We start from the raw sequence: 18,720 nt of genomic DNA on the forward strand, positions 1-18,720 counted from the left end.
GTGTGCGGGATTGCCGAACACCCCGTCGGGCGTACCGAAGGGTCATCCGTGTTGCGCGTGCTCACCCGCCAGCCGGATGATCGTCTGCTCGAAGTCACGCACGACCGGCGGTAGCCGGTCGAATCGGCGGCGCAGCAGCAGCATCGTGACCGGCGGCACGTCCTCCACCAGCGGGCGCGTGGTGATCACTCCGGCTCGTTCGAGGGGGTCGCCGTACACGCTGTAGTCCGGCAGGATGGTCGGTCCCGTGCCGTTGGCGACCAGGACCTTGCCCATCTCGGCGCCGTCGGTCGAGAACGTCTCCGGCGGCGGCGCGTCGGCGAACAGGTCCTGGACGAGCCGGTGCATCAGGTATCCGGGCCGCATCGCGACGAACGGGCGGCGGCGCAGGTCCTCGACGCGCACGGTGGCCTGGGCGGACAAGGGGTCGTCCACCCGGCAGCACACGACCGGCGTGCCCCGCAACAGGAGGCTCCGGGTCAGGCCCGACGGGATGGCGTCGTCCGGGAAGACGTTCACCAGCCCGACGTCCAGGCGCCCCTGCAGCAGGCCGTCGTGAATCTGGTCCTGCAACATCGTCGCGACGTCGACCGTGGTGTTCGGATGCCCGGCACCGAACTCGCGGACGGCCGGCACGAGCAACGCCGAGGTTCCGGCGTTGACGGTACCGACGCGGATGGTGCGAATCGTCCTGGCGTGATCGCGCGCCGCGTTCTTGAGCTGCGCCACCCCGGACAGGATCTCGGTCATCAACGGCAGCAGATCGATGCCCTCCCGGCTGACCCGGGCGCCGGAACGATGCCGTTCGAGCAGCGGCACCCCCAGCTCCCGCTCCAAGCTGCTGATGCCTTCACTGAGCGCGGACTGCGAGACATGCAGATGCTCCGCCGCGCGGCGCAACGACCCGTACTGCGTGACCGCCGCCAGATACCCCAGCTGCTCCAGCCGCACGCGCTCAGTCGCGCAGCGTAGCCGAACAGCGGCACCTGCCACGCAGCCGCCCGCGTCCGGAGACCCGCTTACACAAGGCCTCTCCCTCCTCGCCCGCCCCACCCATGTCACTCATAGCACATACCCATCCCATCTAAGAAGTAGGATATGCCCCGAGCCCGGCAATCGCCGGCCCACCCCAGCCAAACCCCCGACCCGGAGGCCAAGCGCAACCACCCCGCCCACTTGGCGGCCGTTTGCCAGGCCCCAGCCGACCCACCAGCAAGTGGCGAACGCCTGGCGTAACCGGTCAATCATAGAAGCGCATTGCCGACGTCTTACGCTTCGTCTTACACTTGTCGCATGGCTGACACCGTCACGATACGTATCGATACGGACACCGAGCACGCACTGGACGTATTGACCCGCGACGGAACCAACCGTTCAGAGGCGATCCGACAGGCGCTCTTGGAGGCAGCGGTACGCCGCGAGCGCCTCGTAGAGATGAAACGCGCCTTCCTCTCCCAGCCAATGCCGCTGCCAGACGGAACCAACCTTGCCGACGACATCGCGCGCGAGCGCGAAGGCCAGATCCAGTGATCTACCTCGACTCAGCGGCTGCGGTCAAGCTTGTCCATACCGAAGCCGACTCCGCCGCGCTACGCGCCTTCCTTGACGAACATTCCACGATTGAGTGGGTCAGCTCTAGCCTGGTCGAGATTGAGACCTACCGAGCGTTGGCCCGGGCCACCGGACCCGCCGACATGCCCGCGGTGATCAATCGATTCCATGCATTACTCGACCTCATCGTCCGCGTCGAGATCGACTCCGGGATTCGCATCCTCGCCCAGACCGTCACGCCGCCCGCCGTACGCAGCCTAGACGCCATCCACTTGGCCACCGGACTACGGCTACGAGATCAGCAGCGACTGACCTTGTTCGTGACCTACGACAAACGGCTCGCCGAGGCCGCATCAGCAGCCGGCCTTGCCGTAGGCATGCCCACCGGCTGAACGACCAGGCAGCCCCGAGAGCGCTCGCCCACTATGTATCGGACGAGGTCGTGCACGTCGACTTCTCCCGAGTTTTCGATGCCGCACATCAGGTCGGGGGTCAGCCGGTCACGCAACCGGCCCGGCCCCTTGCGCTCCGGGTCACGGAGCAGCGCCCAGAGCTCGGCTCGGGGGTTCTGTAGCGAACCTAGCCAGGGAGTTTCGAACCCGAAGGCTCAAGCGCACCAACGCAATGCCCCGGTCCTAGGAGCCGAAGGCGAAAGCGCACCCCGACGGCCGAGCGTGAGCGATGGCACCCACCGCAGGCACCGCAACGTGGGGTTTCAGGGGGCTCGGCCCCCTGAGCAGATATACGAGGGGGCCCGGTTCGCGCTTTCCGCGAACACAGACCCCCGCCCACTCGCTCCCCCGATTGGACTCGAACCAATAACCTGCCGGTTAACAGCCGGCTGCTCTGCCAATTGAGCTACAGGGGATTGCTCTTCGGCCCCGGGGTCTTGCTCTCCTCGGTGCCGGGGAACAGAGTACATGACGGGGTGGGCGGTGTGCGAAGGGGTTACCGGGGCGCGCCGCCGATGGGCGCAAACGCGCGGCACAGGAGTACCGCGCGGGCAGGATGGGTATGCGTGGCGCAGACGCAGGCGCGTCGTCACACGGAAGGAGCCGCCATCATGCGCGGAAAGCTGATGTTCATCACCGGTCTCGCGGCGGGCTTCGTCCTGGGCAGTCGCGCGGGCCGGGAGAAGTACGAGGAGATCCGGTCCAGCGCGAAGAAGGTGTGGGAGCATCCGTCGGTCCAGGAGGCCGCCGGTGTCGCCCAGGCGCAGGCCACGAAGCTGTACTCGGAGAGCAAGGACAAGCTTCAGTCGTCGAAGCTGGGTGAGAAGCTGCACGTCTCGTCGACCACGGGTGCGGACGTGACCGACTCGCTGGCGGGTTCGAACAACAAGCCAGCCGGCAGCGCCTACTGAAAATACTGAGACGGCTTGTGGGCCGCCCCCACCTGGCGGGGGCGGCCCACAAAGCTCTGCGAACTACTTCGTCGAGAAGGCCGCGTCGAACGCCGCACTGGGGGCGTCGAACGCTAACCGCCGCACGAATTCCAGCGCCTCCGGAGCCCCGACCAGCCGGTCCATGCCGGCGTCCTCCCATTCGATGGAGATGGGCCCGTCGTAGCCGATGGCGTTCAGTGCCCGGAAGCAGTCCTCCCACGGCACATCCCCGTGCCCGGTGGAGACGAAGTCCCAGCCCCGGCGCAGGTCGGCCCACGGCAGGTGGGAGCTGAGCCGCCCGCGGCGCCCGTCGCCGGTACGGACTTTCGCGTCTTTGCAGTCCACGTGGTAGATGAGGTCTTTGAACTCGAGGATGAAGTTGACCGGGTCGAGTTCCTGCCACACGAAGTGCGACGGGTCCCAGTTCAGGCCGAACGCGGGCCGGTGCCCGATGGCGTCGAGCGCGCGCCGGGTGGTCCAGTAGTCGTACGCGATCTCGCTGGGGTGCACCTCGTGCGCGAACCGCACGCCGACCTCGTCGAACACGTCGAGGATGGGGTTCCAGCGGTCGGCGAAGTCCTGGTAGCCGCGGTCGATCATGGCTTCGGACACGGGCGGGAACATGGCGACGGTGTGCCAGATCGACGACCCGGTGAAGCCGACCACGGTGTTGACGCCCAGGGCGGCGGCGGCCCGGGCGGTGTCTTTCATCCGTTCCGCGGCGCGCGCGCGTACGCCCGACGGGTCTCCGTCTCCCCAGATGGACGCCGGCAGGATGTCCTGATGCCGCTCGTCGATCGGGTGGTCGCAGACCGCCTGCCCGACCAGGTGGTTGGAGATCGCGAAGACCTTCAGGTTGTACTTACCCAACTGCTCGCGCTTGCGGTCGATGTAGTCGGGTTCGGCGAGCGCCCGGTCCACCTCGAAGTGGTCGCCCCAGCAGGCGATCTCGAGCCCGTCGTATCCCCACTCGGACGCCAGCCGGCACACCTCCTCGAACGGCAGATCGGCCCACTGGCCGGTGAAGAGTGTGATGGGTCGCGCCATTGCCAACTCCCCTGCTCGCAGTCGAAAAGACGGCCGGTGAGGGAAGACCCGGGCCAGGTCGCATCGGCGTGCGGCGAAACAGCGGCCGACCGGGTTTGCGCCTCCCGGAGGGCCCGCCGTCACGGCGATGACATCAATGACAATAACCGGATCAGCGTGCGGGGCAAGGCTCGTTTTCCGGCGCGAGGCCGACGTCGGCCAGCTCGGCCAGCAGGTACGCCACGTCGGCCGCGATCTGTTCGGCGGTTGCTCCGCGCACGCGTGAGACCAGCGTGATGTTCTCGGTGAGCGGGCCCTCGGAGCCGAAGAGCTGCCGCAGGCCGGAGCGCCACCCTTCGGTGGTGGAGCCGGGGACGGCGGCGAGGCGTACCTCGACGATCCCGTAGCCGGCGTCGGTGATGGTTTCGATGCCGGCCGCCGCGTCCGGCCAGGTGCGCGCCGCATGGCCGAGATCGAGGCAAACCCCGAGACGATCCTTGTCCGTACGGGCGAGCCCCGCGACCGTTTGTTCCGGACCGTCGAGCACGAACCCGGGGCCGGGCTGGAACCCGACCCGGACGGCCCGTCCGTTCTGCCAGGCCAGGTCCGCGAGCCCGGCGGAGAGGCGGCGCAGGATGCCGGTGGCGGCCTTCTCGGACGACTCGGCCCAGCCGCTGCGGGCGCCGAGCCCGATGGTGCTGACGGTGCCGCGCACGGCGTCCTCGTCGAGCAGATCGAGCAGGATGCGGGCCAGATCGAGGGTGTATTCGCGGCGTACCGGTTCGGTCCAGGTGGGGGCCTCGCCGCCGCTCTCGTCGAAGGGCGCTCCGCTCAACGTGACGACTTCGAGCCGGCGGGCGTCGAGTTCGGCACGAAGCCGGGTGCGGGCGCGGCTCTCTACGGCGAGGGCGGCGGCGAGTGCGGGGGGAAGCCAGAAGGTCACGCCGAGGGCGTCGGCGCCGAGGCGGGCGCGGGCGTTGCCGTACGTGTCGAGGCACTCGACCAGATCTGGAAGGTTGGCGACCGGTCGTGGGAAGATCTCACAGCTGAGTTGCACGATCCGGCCGGATGTGTGTCTCAGCCGCATTCGAGTCCTCCCCGGACGAGCGCACCGGTGCATCTGCACGTGCATCCGCGCGTGCTTGGGACTCCAGTATGGACCATATGGCGGTCGACGCTCGACGCGCGCGCTGCGGGCCGTCGGGATGCCATCTCGCCTCCATCCGGGGAGTCTTCTGTCCACGGATACGAGACTCGGGTGCCCTCGGGATCAGCGCCGTACCATTCGTGCGACGCCCTGAGCGGCGAGAACATGATCGAAACAACCCGTACAAATCGATTTTGATCGATGTCGTAACACACGGTGACCTGCCCCGGAGCGAGAACGACAGCGTGCCGAATGGGTTGGACGAGCCGAGGCCGCGTGCACTATATGCACGATCGGACATGCACCCGACGATCTCTCGTGCGACTGCAAAACCCCATCGCGCCGGACACGCAAATGCGTATGCGCGGACGGTCGTGCCCACGCATACGCACCGCTATTTCCGCCGCGGGCCGGCCGACGCGGGGCGCAACCGCGTCGTCCCTCGCCGGCACGCGCCGGAGGTCCTAGAAGGCCGGCTGCAGAGCCGGCTCCACCTCCGTCCACGACGACGTTTCCGCCGACCGAGACACCGACTCCAGCACGAGCTGCACCTGCAACGCGTCCTGGAAGGACGGCTCCGGCTGGCGGCCCTCCGCGATCGCCGACAGCAGGTCACGCATCTCGTGGGTGAACGAGTGCTCGTACCCGATGAGGTGCCCCGGCGGCCACCACGCCGCCATGTACGGGTGATCGGGTTCGGTCACCAGGATCCGCGTGAAGCCCTGCTCCGGGGCCGGCCGCGTGCCGTCGTAGAACTCCAGCTCGTTCATCCGCTCCTGGTCGAACACCAGCGTGCCGAGCGACCCGTTGATCTCCACCCGCAGCTGGTTCTTGCGGCCGGTGGCGAAGCGCGTGGCCTCGTACGTGGCGACCGCTCCCCCGCTGAGCCGGGCCAGGAACAGCGCCGCGTCGTCGACGGTGACGTCGCCGACGTGCGAGCCGTCGGCCGCCGCGGACAGGCCGGCCGACGCCGAGGGCAGCGGCCGCTGCTTGATGAACGTCTCGGTCATCGCCGACACCGAGGTGATCGACTGCCCGGTGACGAACTGCGTCATGTCCACGATGTGCGCACCGATGTCGCCCAGTGCCCCGGACCCGGCGATCTCCTTGCGCAACCGCCAGACCAGCGGGAACGCGGGGTCCACGATCCAGTCCTGCAGATAGTTCGCGCGGACGTGCCGGATGGTGCCGATCCGCCCGTCGTCGATCATCTGCTTCATCAGGGCCACGGCGGGCACCCTGCGGTAGTTGAAGCCGCACATCGCGCGTACGCCCGAAGCAGCGGCCTTGGACGCGGCCGCGGCCATCTCGCGTGCCTCGGCCACCGTGTTGGCCAGTGGTTTCTCGCAGAGGACGTGCTTTCCGGCGGCGAGGGCGGCCAGCGCGATCTCGGCGTGCGTGTCACCCGGGGAGCAGATGTCGATCAGATCGATGTCGTCCCGGGCGATCAACGTACGCCAGTCGGTGGTGTGTTCCGCCCAGCCAAGTTTGGCGGCGGCGGCAGCGACCCCCTGTTCGGAGCGGCCGCTCACCGCCGTCATCCGTGCCGACAGCGGCAGGTCGAAAGCGTGGTTGACGGTGCGCCACGCCTGTGAGTGCGCAGCGCCCATGAACGCGTAGCCGACCATGCCGACCCGCAGCTGTTGCGACATTGTCGTGTCTCCCCTAGAAGCCCTAGAAGCCCAACTTGGCGTACTTCGCCGCGTTGTCCTTGGTGATCGTTTCCGAAGCTAACGTGATCTCCTTGGGCACCTGGAGTTCGACGAGGTCGCTCATGCCCTTGCCCTGGCCGATCAACCTGGCAAGAGTGATGGCCGACGATGCCATCGACGGGCTGTAGGTCACCGTGGCCTTGAGCACAGTGTCGTCCTTCGAGATCGAGTCGATCGCCTGCTTGGAGCCGGCACCGCCGACCATGAAGAACTCGCTGCGGTTCGCCTGCTTGATCGCGGCCATCACACCGATGCCCTGGTCGTCGTCGTGGTTCCAGAGGGCGTCCATCTTCGGCAGCGCCTGCAGCAGGGCGGTCGCGGCGGCCTGGCCGGAGTCCGCGGTGAACTCGGCCGGACGCCGGTTGGCGACCTTGAAGCCGTACTGCGCGAGGGCCGTGTTGAAGCCCTTCGTGCGCTCCTGGGTCAACTCCAGCGAGTCGATGCCAGGGATCTCCCCGATGATCGGATTGGTCACGCCCTTGGCTTTCAACTGCTCTCCGATGTACGCCCCGGCAGCCAGCCCCATCCCGAAGTTGTCGCCCTTGATCTGTAACCGGTACGCGGCCGCGTCCGGGAACGCGCGGTCCAGGTTGACCACCGGGATCCCGGCCTTCATGGCCTCCAGCCCGGCCGCGTTCAGCTCCTTGCCGTCGTGCGGGAGCATCACGATGACGTTGGGCTTCTGCGAGATCAGCGTGGAGAGCGCGGCGCGCTGGGCCGCCGCGTCCGCCCCCGCCTCGACCGCCTTCAGCTCCACATCGGAGTAGACGGCGGCCTGGGCCTTGGCGTTGTCCGTGATCGCGGCGATCCAGCCGTGGTCGGCGGCCGGTGCGGAGAAGCCGATGACCACCTTCTGGCCGGGTGCGGCGTTCGGGTTGGCGCTCGCATCGGTGTTCGTGTTGACCTGGGCGTTGTTCTCGGGGGTGTTGCTCGTGCACGCGGTGAGAAGGGCGCCGGCGCCGACGGCAGCGCCGCCGAACAGAATGCGCCTACGGGACAAAGCGGACATCGTACCTCCCAAGGGGGTACCCGGAGAGAGAATTCCGGGTGAAAAAGGTCAGCGCTTCAGGAGTTGCGTGAGAGAGCGATAACGGAACTGCTGGATCAAGACCGCGGCGACGATGATGCCGCCCTTGACCATGTTCTGAACCTCGGTGGAAAGGTTGTTGATCGCGAACAGGTTGGTGATGGTGGCGAAGACCAGCACCCCGAACAGGGTGCCGATGATGGTGCCGCGACCGCCGCTGAGCAGCGTGCCGCCGATGATCGCCGCGGCGATCGCATCGAGTTCGTACAGGTTCGCCATGGCGGCCTGCGCGCTGGTGCCCTGCGAGGTGAGCATGATCGCCGCGATCCCGCAGCACAGCCCGGACAATCCGTAGAGCAGCAGCGTCTGCCACTTGACGTTGATGCCGGCCAGCCGCGCCGCCTCGGGGTTCCCGCCGATGGCGACCGTGCGACGGCCGAAGGTGGTGCGGTTGAGCACGATCCAGCCGATCGCCACGACCAGCGCCAGGATCCAGACCAGCAACGGGATGCCGAGCGGCCGGGTGGTGGCGATGTCGTTGATCGTCGTGTTGGTCGACACCTGCGTCTGCTTGCCGGAGATCTGCGCGGCGAGCCCGCGGGCGGCGACCATCATGGCCAGTGTCGCGATGAACGGGACCAGTTTCCCGTACGAGATGAGCACGCCGTTGACCAGGCCGACGGCGAGGCCGACCAGCAGCGCGCAGAAGATCATGCCGGCCGCACCGTAGGACTGCGTCGCCAGCGTGGTGGCCCAGACACCGGCCAGCGCGATGATCGCCCCGACCGAGAGGTCGATGCCGCCGCCGATGATCACGAAGGTCATGCCGACCGCGACCACGCCGATCGCGGACGCCTGCTGCAGGATCGTGAAGATGTTGTCCTTGACCCACTCCGGGTCGCTGTAGAGGTCGGGCCTGGTGATGATCCCGATGATCACCAGGAGCACCAGCACCCCGACCAGACCCAGGTTGCGTAAGACGTTCTCGTCGAGCCGGCGCTTGCCCTTGCCGGTCTGCACCTCGGGAGGAGCCGTCTCGGTGATCATGCTCTGGCGGTCATGCCGCCTCCCCTTCCATGAGCGACCCCGCCATCACGAGGTCGAGCACCGTGTCCTCGGCCAACTCCTCGGCGGGTGCCTCGTGGATGAGGCGTCCCTCCCGCATGACCAGCACCCGGTCGGCCAGCCCGAGCACCTCCGGGACCTCGCTGGAGACCAGCAGGACCCCGACTCCGTCCGCGGCCAGACCGCGGATGACCTGATACAGCTCGGCCCGGGCGCCGACGTCCACGCCGCGGGTCGGCTCGTCGAGCAGCAGCAGCTTGGTGCCGCCCAGCAGCCAGCGGCCCACCACGACCTTCTGCTGGTTGCCGCCGGAGAGCGTGCGGGCCGGCCGGCTCACGTCGCGCGGCCGCAGCTCCAGCAGGTCGGCGGTCTTCGACGCGGCCTTGCGCTCGTCGCTCGCGTCGGTGAACCCGGCGTGCGCGAACCCGGCGAACGACGACAACGTCATGTTCTTGAAGACCGGCTCGTCGAGCAGCAGTGCCTGGCTCTTGCGCTCTTCCGGAGCCATGCCCATGCCGTGCCGGACGGCGCCGCCGACGCTGGTGATGCGATGCCCGTCGAGGGTGACCCGGCCGGAGTCCGCGCGGCGGGCGCCGAAGATGGTCTCCAGCAGCTCGGACCGGCCGGAGCCGACCAGCCCGGCGATGCCGACGATCTCGCCGGGGGCGACCGCGAGGCTCGCGTCGGCGAACTCGCCCGCGCGGCTCAGGCCCTCGACGACCAGCAACGGCTCGGCCGTCGGTGCGGTCGGGCGCGGCGGGAAGACGTACTCGATGGTGCGGCCGGTCATCCGGCTGACCAGTTCGCGGGTCGGCGTGTCGCGGGCGGGCAGGTTCGCCGCGGTGGTCCGGCCGTCCTTGAGGACGGTCACCCGGTCGCCGATCTCGCGGATCTCCTCGAGCCGGTGCGAGATGTAGATGACCGCGATGCCCTGCGCGGTGAGCCCGCGGATGATCCGGAAGAGGTTTTCCACCTCGTCATGAGCGAGCACGGCACTGGGCTCGTCCATGACGATCAGCCGGGCGTCGTGCGAGAGTGCGCGAGCCATGCTGACGACCTGTTTCGCGGCGGCCGGCAGGCTGCGCACGAGCTGCCGCGGCGGGATCTCGGCGTGGCCGAGACGGGCCAGGATCTCGCGGGTCTTGACCGCGGCGGAGCGGCGTTTGGTGAAACCGAAGCGGCTCTGTTCGTGGCCGAGGAACGCGTTCTCCGCCACCGACAGATCGTCGACCAGGTCGAGCTCCTGGTAGATGGTGGCGATCCGGGCGCGCATCGCGGCCTGCGGTGTCGCCGGGGCGAACGGCTCGCCGAGCCAGAGCACCTCGCCGCTGTCCGCGTGGTGCACGCCGGCGAGCACCTTGATGAGAGTGGACTTGCCGGCGCCGTTCTGGCCCAGCAGGCAATGCACCTCGCCGGCGCGCACCTCCAGCTGGACGCCGTCCAGCGCGCGGACACCGGGGAAGGTCTTCACCACGTCGGTGAGCCGGAGCACCACCTCGTGGCCGTCGCCACCTGAATCGTCCGATCCCGGCGGGGTGACCGCCGGGGCCTCGCTCGTGTCCACATCCGGCTCCTCGCTCATGACGCCTGCTCGAACACCGTGTCGCTGGCCAGGACGGCGGCACCTGTGACGCCGGCCCGGCCACCCAGCTCGGAGAGCACCACCGGCAGGTTGCCGGTGGCCAGCGGAAGGGATCGGCGGTAGACGACGCTGCGGATCTCGGCGAGCAGCACGTGGCCGAGCTGCGCGAGACCGCCACCGATCACGATCATGGAGGGGTTGGAGAACGAGACGAGGGTGGCGAGCACTCCGCCGACGCGGCGGCCGCCCTCGCGGATCAGTTTGATGCAGGTGACGTCGCCCTCGGCCGCGCCGTCCGCCACGTCCTTGGCGGTGATGTGCACGGCCGGCGGGTCGTCGCCCTCCTGGGCCTCGTGGGCGGCCTCGTAGGCGGCGAGCCGCTCGGCCAGCGCCGGCGACTCGCCGGAGCGGGCCGCGGCGAGCGCGTCGCGGGCCACCGCGGAGCCGGAGAACAGAGCCTCCAGGCAGCCGGTGTTGCCGCAGGAGCAGACCGGGCCGTTCGAGTCGACCTGGATGTGGCCGATGTCCCCGGCGCAGCCGTCGACCCCTCGGTAGACGTGGCCGGCCAGGTGGATGCCGCAGCCGATGCCCGTGCCGATCTTGACGAAGAGGAAGTCGTCGACCGAGTGGGCGACCCCGCCGTGCCGCTCCCCGATCGCCATGATGTTCACGTCGTTGTCCACCACGGCCGGGCAGCCGTGCTCGCGGGCCAGCACCTCGCGAACCGGGTACCGATCCCAGCCCGGCATGATCGGCGGGCTCACCGGCACGCCGTCGCGGAAGCTCACCGGGCCCGGCACGCCGATGCCGACCGCGTCGAGCTTGTCGTACGCCCCGTCGGTGCGCGCCTTCGCCAGCAACTCGTTGACTCGCTGCAGTATCGCCTTCGGGCCGGAGCGGATGTCGGCGGGCTCGCGGTACGCGGCGACCGGCTCGAGCCGCCCGTTCGTCACCTCGATGTCGATGGAGCTGGCGCCCAGGTCGACCGCCGCGAACCGGAGCCGCGGCTGCAGCTCGACCAGCGTGGATCGGCGGCCGCCGCGCGAGGCCGCCATCCCGGCCTCGGAGATCAGGCCGGCCGCGACGAGGCGCTCGACCTCGGCGAGCAGACGCGGCCGGGTCAGCTCCAGACGGTCCCCGAGCTCGGCCCGGGAGACTGGTCCCTCATCGCGCAGCAGGCGCAGGACCTGCAGATGAGGGGGGTTGGCGACGTGCACGAAGACCTCCGGAGACGTTTGACATCGCAGGCGTCGCTGCGTGTCGTGTCCGTCACAGTAGGCGTCTTCCGCCTCCGGAGTCCATACCTTTCCAGAAGATCAACGCCAACTTTTGTCGCACCTAGCAAAAGTTGGCCCTTGCAGGGGTCGTTGATCAAGGTCCGTCAATTCGTGCTCAAGCCCCGTTCGCTGCCCTTCTTCAATTTGCTGTCGTCGCGCAGCTCCAGGAACGGCTCGTCGCCGGGGTCGTGCCCGGCCGCGATCGCGCGCCCCCGTTCCAGCTCCGCGTCCAGCTCCGCCCCGAGCAGGATCGCGATGTTCGAGATCCACAGCCAGACCAGGAAGGCGATCACCCCGCCCAGCGTCCCGTACGTCTTGCTGTAGTTGGCGAACGTCGACAGGTAGACCGCGAACAGGCCGGAGGCCACCAGCCACAGCACCACCGCGAAGATCCCGCCCGGGCTCACCCAGCGGAAGCCGCCGGTCTTGGCGTTCGGCGACGCCCAGTACAGGATCGCGAACATCAAGCTGACCAGGATCACCAGTACCGGCCACTTCGCGATGCTCCACACGGTCACCGCGACCCCGCCCAGCCCGATCTTCTCGCCGACCACCTTGGCGAAGTTGCCGGTGAACACCACGATGAACGCGGACGCCACCAGCATCACGCCGATCACCGCGGTCACGCCGATCCGGATCGGCAGCGTCTTCCAGATCGGACGCCCCTCGGGCACGTCGTAGACGGCGTTGGAGGCGCGCATGAAGGCGGCGATGTAGCCGGAGGCCGACCAGAACGCCAGCAGCAGACCGATGACCGCGGTGACGCTCGCCGTGCCGGTCCCGTTCACCTGGTCGAGCACCGTCTTGGCGAACTGCTGGATCTGCTCGTTCTCGGCGATCTCGTTGATCGTGTTCTGCACCGTCTGTTTCGCGTTGCTGCTGAGCATGCCGAGGATCGACAGCAGCACCAGCGCGGCCGGGAAGATCGACAGCACGCTGTAGTAGGTAAGCGCGGCCGCCCAGTCCGAGACGTTGTCCTGAGAGAACTGCTTGACGGTGCGTTTGAGTGCGGCGAAGATCCCCGAGAAGCCCAGTTTCCCGGGATGCTCCGGGCCGGCGTCCGGCGGCACGGTGCTGAGGTCGCGGTCGGTCTTGTCCTCGCCGGTACGCGTGGTGGCCGCGTCGTCAAGGTTGCCCTGCTGCTGCTTCATCACCGGACCTCCGTCACAGACTCCCTGCTCATCGTGTGCCCACTGAGAGTGTCGGCTAACCGCGCGACCTCAGGGTGGCCGACAGTCCGGTTCGTCGGCTCATTCCGGGCGGATGGCAGGGGTTTGACTCAGTCCGGCGGCGTCGTCGCGCCCTTCGCCGCCGAGACCAGCTCGTCGGTCAGCTCCACCACCGCGTCCAGCGTCACCGGGGTGTTCGCGTCGTAGCGGACGGCCCAGCTCAGCCCGTTGAGACCGGACACCCGACGACCCACCACCCGTACGCCTCCGGCGGTCAGCGGATGATGGCTGGTGTACGCCACCGAGCGGGTCACCCGGGTGCGGATCTGATCCGGCAGGTCGCCCGGCTCGAGCAGCAGAAAGGCGTCGACCGGGCCGTCCACCAGCACGGTGTAGTCGTCGCGTTCCTCGGCCACCTCGGCCGGCGTGATGCGCAGTTCCCGGCCCGACCAGGCAGCCTTGTGGATCTCGTGCCAGCCGAGCCGCTTGCCGGACGGCAGCCACAGGCCACGGTTCGTGGCGACCAGTGCCTGGCCGTCACCGACCGGGGCCCAGGTCAGCACGCGCTCCTCTGGTTCCAGCGCGGGACGAAGCGCGGGCGGAAGCTTGGGCTTACGCCGAAGGAAACTCACAGTCCACCTGCCGCCTGTTCACGCAGGGCCCGCGCCTGCTGTTCGAGTGAGAAGAGCTCACCGGCCAAGGCCAGGTACTCATCCTTGTGGGTGACCGGGTTCACCCGCTGGACCTTGGACTTGAGATCACGGATCCGGGTGGTCACCGCCCCGACCTGCAGCCGTGCCAGGGTGACCTGCACGTAGCGGGGATCGACCACACCGTCCACCCGCAGCGGCTCCACGGCCAGCTCGGAGACCAGCACCTTGCCGGCCAGGTCGTCACAGGAGTCGCGGACCTTCTCGATCCAGACCACGCCGCCGGACGACGCCGAGGTCGCCCCGCCGGCCTCCACGATCGCGGCGCGCACCGACTGGTACGGGCCGCCGCCGTAGTTGTCCGGGCCGACCACGTCGAACATCGGACCGGCCAGCACCGGCTCCTGCAGCGCCAGCTTCAGCGACTCGCGCTCGACCAGCCGCTGCGGCGCCTCCGCCGTGGGCCGTGGTCCACTCGACGACTCCGGCTCGGACCCGCGCAGCGCGGAGTTCACCGCGCGCTGCACCGGCTCGAGATCCATCCCCAGGTCACCGGCCAGCTTCCGGGCGTACTCGGGGCGCTTCTCCCGGTCTTTGATCTTGGCGACCAGCGGGGCCGCGCGGCGCATCGCGTCGACCCGGCCCTCGACGGTGTCCAGATCGAACCGGTTGATCGTGTGGCGCAGCGCGAAGTCGACAAGCGGCTCCCGGCCGGCGATCATGTCGCGGACCGCGAGGTCGCCCTTGGCCAGGCGCAGCTCGCAGGGGTCCATGTTGTCCGGGCTGACCGCGATGAACGTGCGCCCGACGAACCGCTGATCCTCCTCGAACGCGCGCAACGCCGCCTTCTGCCCGGCAGCGTCCCCGTCGAACGTGTAGATGATCTCGCCGGTGAAGCTGTCGCTGTCCATCAGCAGGCGGCGCAACACCCCGATGTGGTCGATGCCGAACGCGGTGCCGCAGGTCGCGACCGCGGTCGGCTCGCCGGCCTCGTGACACGCCATCACGTCGGTGTAGCCCTCCACGATCACCGCCCGGCCGCGCTTGGCGATCTCCCGCTTGGCGTGGTCGATCCCGTACAGCACGTGCGACTTCTTGTAGAGCGGCGACTCCGGGGTGTTCAGGTATTTCGGGCCGTCGTCCTCATCGAACAGCTTGCGCGCGCCGAACCCGATCACGTCGCCGGTCAGGTCTTTGATCGGCCACAGCAGCCGGGCCCGGAACCGGTCGATGATCGAGCCGGAGCGGGCCGGCTTGGTGAGCCCCGCGGTGTTCAGCTCCTCCGCGGTGAAGCCCTTCTGCCGCAGGTGCTTGGACAGCGCGTCCCACGAGTCGGGGGCGAAGCCGCAGCCGTAGCGCTCGGCCGCGTCGCGCCCGAAGCCGCGCTGGGCGAGGAACTCGCGGGCCTTGCGGGCGCCCGGCGTGGACAGCTGGTCCTGATAGAACTCGGCCGCGGCGACGTGCGCGGCGAGCAGCCGCTGGCGCTGCCCGCTCTGCGGCCGCGGGTGGCGTTCCGCGCTGTCGGTCTCGTACCGCAGCTGGATGCCCGCCCGCGAGGCCAGCCGTTCGATCGACTCGATGAACGAGAGATGCTCCGCGTCCATCAAGAACTTGATCGCGTCGCCGCCCTGCCCGCAGCCGAAGCAATAGTAGACATTTCGGGCGGGCGCGACGTTGAACGACGGTGACTTCTCGTCGTGGAACGGGCACAGGCCCTTCAGGTTGCCGCCGCCAGCCGGGCGCAGCGTGACCGACTCGCCGATGATGTCCGCGATCGACGTCCGGTCCCGGACCAGCGCGATGTCCTCGTCCTTGACCCTGCCCGCCACGGCATACATCCTGCCTCGCGCTAACCCGCGGTCGCCACCAGGGTCCGGTGGAACGCGACGGCCGCCGGGTCGGTGAGCGACGCCACCTGGTCGATGACCACGCGAAGTGCCGCAGCGTCATCTTTCGCTTCCTGAAACAACGGACGGAAGACCGGGTCCAACTTCTCCGGCGTACGCGTCAACGCCTCCACCAGCTCGATCAGCACCGTCCGCTGGCGTTCCTTCTCGGCGCGCCGGGTCCGCATCACGTACCGCAACGCCATGCCCTTGAGCAGCGCGCATTGATTACGCACGGTGGACGGCACGATCAGGTCGGCGTCGTACCGGCGTACCGGGGATGTGCCATACCGGCTCTGCGTCGCACCCACCGCGGAGGCGACGAACCGGCCGGTCAGGGCGCTGGTCATCCGTTTGAGGGTCACCTGGGCGCCGTACGTGCCGTCGTAGTCCGCGACCGGCGCGACAATCGGATCGGCGAGTAACTGATCGAGCGCCGCCTCCAGCACATCGACCGGTTCGTCCGAGTAGACCCCGCGCACGTCGGCGCACAACGCCTGCCGCTCGGCCGGATCGTCGAGCAGCGGCCGCAGCGAGAAGTCTCCCCCGTGCAGGCCGTCCTCGACGTCGTGCACCGAGTACGCGACGTCGTCGGCCCAGTCCATGACCTGCGCTTCGAGACACCGGCGGTCGCCCAGCGAGGCCGGATGCAGCCAGTCGAAGACCTCGAGGTCGTCCTCGTAGACGCCGAACTTGCGGATCCCCGGGCGGCGGCCCCACGGGTACTTGGCGGTGGCGTCGAGCGAGGCCCGGGTCAGGTTGAGCCCGGCGCCGGGCACCTTGGCCTCGAGCCGGGTGAGCACCCGCAACGTCTGGGCGTTCCCCTCGAACCCGCCGCAGGCCTGCGCGACCTGGTCCAGCGCGTCCTCGCCGTTGTGCCCGAACGGCGGGTGGCCGAGGTCGTGCGCGAGGCCGGCCACGTCCACCACGTCCGGGTCGCAGCCGAGGCGTTCGCCCATCTCCCGCGAGATCTGGGCGACCTCCAGGGAGTGCGTCAGACGCGTACGGAGGAAGTCGTCGGAGCCGGCCGTGTGCACCTGGGTCTTGGCCGCCAGCCGGCGGAACCCGGCCGAGTGCAGCACCCGGGCCCGGTCGCGCTGGAACGGCGTACGCCCGTAGCCGCTGTCCTTGACCGGTTCCGGAAGCCACCGCTGGGCGTCGAGCGCCGTCATGATCTCAGCCTAAGCGCCGTGTCCCCTCCTGCCGATGGGTAACCCGTGGAGTCCGTTTCGTCCGGCGCACGCGGCGTCACGATCGTCGCGCGGCTGTTGCTCATGGGCGCGGCCGGTCTGGTGTCGGTCGCGCTGGTGGGTGGCTTCGCGATCTACAGCTCGACCCGGCAGGCCGCGGCGAACCGGGAGATCGCGTCGGTGAGCGCCGGGATGAGCCGCCAGTGGAACGCCGACATGATGCACGACGCGCTGCGGGCGGACGTGATGTCGGCGCTGTACGCCCGGACCGATACGCAGCGTACGGCGTACGCGGTGGATGAGGTGACCGAGCACGGCCGGACGCTGGTGGAGAACTACGACGCGGCCGCCACCAAGGCGCCGCAGCGGTTGCTCGACGAGTTCACCCGAGTACGCCCCTCGGTACTGCGCTACACCGAGAGCGCCGCGACCCTGGTGTCGACGGCCGCCACCGACCATGCCAAGGCGGTCGGCCTGCTGCCCGGCTACCTGGACCTCTACGGGCAGCTCGAGGAGGACCTGGGCGCTCTGGACGACGGCATGCAGGCCGAGGTGCAGGCGGCCAGCGACCACGGGGTGGCCGCGGCCGGGACGAGCATCTGGATCATCGCGCTGGCCATCGCGGCGGCCGTGCTGATCACCGCCGCGGCCGCGCTGCGGACACTGAGCGTCATCCGCCGGCCGCTGCGCGACATGCTCGGCGGCCTGCGCGCGGCCGCCGGCTGCGATCTCACCGTACGGGTGTCGGTGCTGCGCCGGGACGAGCTGGGCGCGATGGCGAACGCCCTGAACGGCGCGATGGGCTCGATCCGGGACACGGTCGCCGCGACGGCCGCCAGCGCCGGCTCGCTCAGCGCGGCCAGCGGCGATCTCCGAACGCTGGCCGCCGACCTGGACACCTCGGCGGTCCAGACGTCGTCGCAGGCGCTGCGCGCCGATGACTCAGCGCGACACGTCTCGGCCGCGGTCAGTGACATGAACACCGCCACCGACCAGCTGTCCGCGTCGATCCGGCAGATCGCCCGGCAGACCTCGACGGCGACCGAGACCACCCGCGCGGCCAGCGAGAACGCGTCCCGCACCGGGGAGGCGGTGGCCCGGCTGGCGGACGCGAGCCGGGAGGTCGGCGACATCGTGCGGCTGATCACCGGGATCGCCGAGCAGACCAACCTGCTGGCGCTGAACGCGACCATCGAGGCGGCCCGGGCGGGCGAGGCCGGCAAAGGGTTCGCGGTGGTCGCGGGCGAGGTGAAGGAACTCTCCCAGGAGACGGCCCGGGCGACCGCGGACATCACCGCGAAGATCTCGGCTATTCAGGAGATGACCGAGGGGACCACCGTGGCCATCGCGGCGATCACCGACGTGATCCGGCAGATCGACGAGGGCCAGCGGATGATCGCCGCGGCCGTCGAGGAGCAGTCGGCCACCACCGACCTCATGGTGAAGCACGTCGGTGAGGTGTCGGCGGCGGCCGGCGACATCAGCGGGACGGTCTCCGAGATCACCCGATCCACCGAGGCGACCGCGGAGGGTGCGGACACGACGCGTACGTCGGCGGAACGGGTGAGCTCCGCGGCCGGCGACATTCAGGCGTTGATCGGCCGATTCCGGTATTAGATCTTCTTGCTGGACAGCACGCAGAACTCGTTGCCCTCCGGGTCGGCCAGGATCACCCAGCCGACGTCGCCCTGACCGATGTCGACGTGCCGGGCGCCCATGTCCACCAGGCGTTCCACCTCGGCCTCCTGATCGTCCGGGCGTAGGTCGATGTGCAGGCGGTTCTTCACCGTCTTGACCTCCGGCACCGGGGTGAACAGCAGGCCGGGCATCTCGTCGGCGCTGCGGCGGATCTCCACCTCCTCCGGCGCCTCGTGCACGATGACGTAGCCGAGGGCCTCCGCCCACCAGCGGGCCAGTCGTGCCGGGTCTTCCGCATCCACCACGATCTGCTCCCACCGGCTTGGCATAGATGGCCCCCTTGCATCGAAATGTGGCGATGATTTTACGCGATATTCGAACAAGTTTCCCTCGTACGCCGTCGGCGCACTGACGGT

17 protein-coding genes and 1 tRNA gene are annotated in these 18,720 nt (G+C 69.1%); 4 read left to right on the forward strand and 14 right to left on the reverse strand.

Features of this window, described 5'->3' with window-relative positions:
• Window positions 1–42: 42 nt before the first annotated feature.
• Window positions 43–951 (reverse strand): LysR family transcriptional regulator, encoded by a 909-nt coding sequence (locus HH310_RS32575; RefSeq protein WP_312034468.1) that lies wholly within the window; start codon window positions 949–951, stop codon window positions 43–45.
• Window positions 952–1,293: 342 nt separating this feature from the next.
• On the opposite strand from HH310_RS32575, the gene HH310_RS32580 reads away from it, so the two are divergent.
• A complete protein-coding gene (locus HH310_RS32580) occupies window positions 1,294–1,530 on the forward strand; it encodes a ribbon-helix-helix protein, CopG family (protein ID WP_169179555.1) in 237 nt (78 codons plus the stop codon).
• Window positions 1,527–1,943 (forward strand): type II toxin-antitoxin system VapC family toxin, encoded by a 417-nt coding sequence (locus tag HH310_RS32585; protein ID WP_169179556.1) that lies wholly within the window; start codon window positions 1,527–1,529, stop codon window positions 1,941–1,943. Before HH310_RS32580 ends, HH310_RS32585 begins: the two co-directional genes overlap by 4 nt.
• A 403-nt stretch (window positions 1,944–2,346) precedes the next feature.
• Here the strand turns inward: HH310_RS32585 and HH310_RS32590 are convergent.
• Window positions 2,347–2,419 (reverse strand) — tRNA-Asn (locus HH310_RS32590).
• Between the two features lie 195 nt (window positions 2,420–2,614).
• On the opposite strand from HH310_RS32590, the gene HH310_RS32595 reads away from it, so the two are divergent.
• Complete coding sequence (locus tag HH310_RS32595; protein WP_169179557.1) at window positions 2,615–2,914, forward strand: hypothetical protein; 300 nt, start codon at window positions 2,615–2,617, stop codon at window positions 2,912–2,914.
• A 63-nt stretch (window positions 2,915–2,977) separates the two neighbouring features.
• Here the strand turns inward: HH310_RS32595 and HH310_RS32600 are convergent, their stop codons facing one another.
• From HH310_RS32600 to HH310_RS32650, 11 genes are all read right to left on the reverse strand, one after another.
• Window positions 2,978–3,982 (reverse strand): sugar phosphate isomerase/epimerase, encoded by a 1,005-nt coding sequence (locus HH310_RS32600; protein WP_169179558.1) that lies wholly within the window; start codon window positions 3,980–3,982, stop codon window positions 2,978–2,980.
• A gap of 151 nt (window positions 3,983–4,133) precedes the next feature.
• Complete coding sequence (locus tag HH310_RS32605; protein ID WP_169179559.1) at window positions 4,134–5,048, reverse strand: sugar phosphate isomerase/epimerase; 915 nt, start codon at window positions 5,046–5,048, stop codon at window positions 4,134–4,136.
• Between the two features lie 524 nt (window positions 5,049–5,572).
• Window positions 5,573–6,760 (reverse strand): Gfo/Idh/MocA family protein, encoded by a 1,188-nt coding sequence (locus HH310_RS32610; protein WP_169179560.1) that lies wholly within the window; start codon window positions 6,758–6,760, stop codon window positions 5,573–5,575.
• A 22-nt stretch (window positions 6,761–6,782) separates the two neighbouring features.
• On the reverse strand, window positions 6,783–7,829 hold the full coding sequence (locus HH310_RS32615; protein WP_169179561.1) for a substrate-binding domain-containing protein: 1,047 nt from the start codon (window positions 7,827–7,829) through the stop codon (window positions 6,783–6,785).
• A 48-nt stretch (window positions 7,830–7,877) separates the two neighbouring features.
• The gene (locus tag HH310_RS32620; RefSeq protein WP_169179562.1) at window positions 7,878–8,894 is read right to left on the reverse strand and encodes an ABC transporter permease; all 1,017 of its coding nucleotides are present in this window, start codon (window positions 8,892–8,894) and stop codon (window positions 7,878–7,880) included.
• Window positions 8,895–8,904: 10 nt separating this feature from the next.
• On the reverse strand, window positions 8,905–10,407 hold the full coding sequence (locus HH310_RS32625; protein WP_312034479.1) for a sugar ABC transporter ATP-binding protein: 1,503 nt from the start codon (window positions 10,405–10,407) through the stop codon (window positions 8,905–8,907).
• A gap of 83 nt (window positions 10,408–10,490) precedes the next feature.
• On the reverse strand, window positions 10,491–11,711 hold the full coding sequence (locus HH310_RS32630; protein WP_169179564.1) for an ROK family transcriptional regulator: 1,221 nt from the start codon (window positions 11,709–11,711) through the stop codon (window positions 10,491–10,493).
• A gap of 164 nt (window positions 11,712–11,875) precedes the next feature.
• On the reverse strand, window positions 11,876–12,922 hold the full coding sequence (locus HH310_RS32635; protein ID WP_169179622.1) for a YihY/virulence factor BrkB family protein: 1,047 nt from the start codon (window positions 12,920–12,922) through the stop codon (window positions 11,876–11,878).
• 128 nt (window positions 12,923–13,050) lie between these two features.
• Window positions 13,051–13,572 (reverse strand): hypothetical protein, encoded by a 522-nt coding sequence (locus tag HH310_RS32640; RefSeq protein WP_169179565.1) that lies wholly within the window; start codon window positions 13,570–13,572, stop codon window positions 13,051–13,053.
• Window positions 13,569–15,428, reverse strand: coding sequence for a DNA primase (gene dnaG / locus HH310_RS32645; protein WP_169179566.1), 1,860 nt, complete (start codon window positions 15,426–15,428; stop codon window positions 13,569–13,571). Before dnaG ends, HH310_RS32640 begins: the two co-directional genes overlap by 4 nt.
• Window positions 15,429–15,439: 11 nt before the next feature.
• Window positions 15,440–16,648, reverse strand: coding sequence for a deoxyguanosinetriphosphate triphosphohydrolase (locus tag HH310_RS32650; RefSeq protein ID WP_169179567.1), 1,209 nt, complete (start codon window positions 16,646–16,648; stop codon window positions 15,440–15,442).
• Window positions 16,649–16,693: 45 nt separating this feature from the next.
• On the opposite strand from HH310_RS32650, the gene HH310_RS32655 reads away from it, so the two are divergent.
• Window positions 16,694–18,283 carry a methyl-accepting chemotaxis protein gene (locus HH310_RS32655; RefSeq protein ID WP_312034470.1) on the forward strand — a complete coding sequence of 530 codons (1,590 nt, stop codon included), beginning with the start codon at window positions 16,694–16,696 and terminating at the stop codon, window positions 18,281–18,283.
• Here the strand turns inward: HH310_RS32655 and HH310_RS32660 are convergent.
• Window positions 18,280–18,633 carry a VOC family protein gene (locus HH310_RS32660; RefSeq protein ID WP_169179568.1) on the reverse strand — a complete coding sequence of 118 codons (354 nt, stop codon included), beginning with the start codon at window positions 18,631–18,633 and terminating at the stop codon, window positions 18,280–18,282. The two genes, HH310_RS32655 and HH310_RS32660, sit on opposite strands and share 4 nt — an antisense overlap.
• Window positions 18,634–18,720: the final 87 nt, after the last annotated feature.

Origin of the sequence: Actinoplanes sp. TBRC 11911, from assembly GCF_012933445.1 — a bacterium.
GTDB lineage: Bacteria > Actinomycetota > Actinomycetes > Mycobacteriales > Micromonosporaceae > Actinoplanes.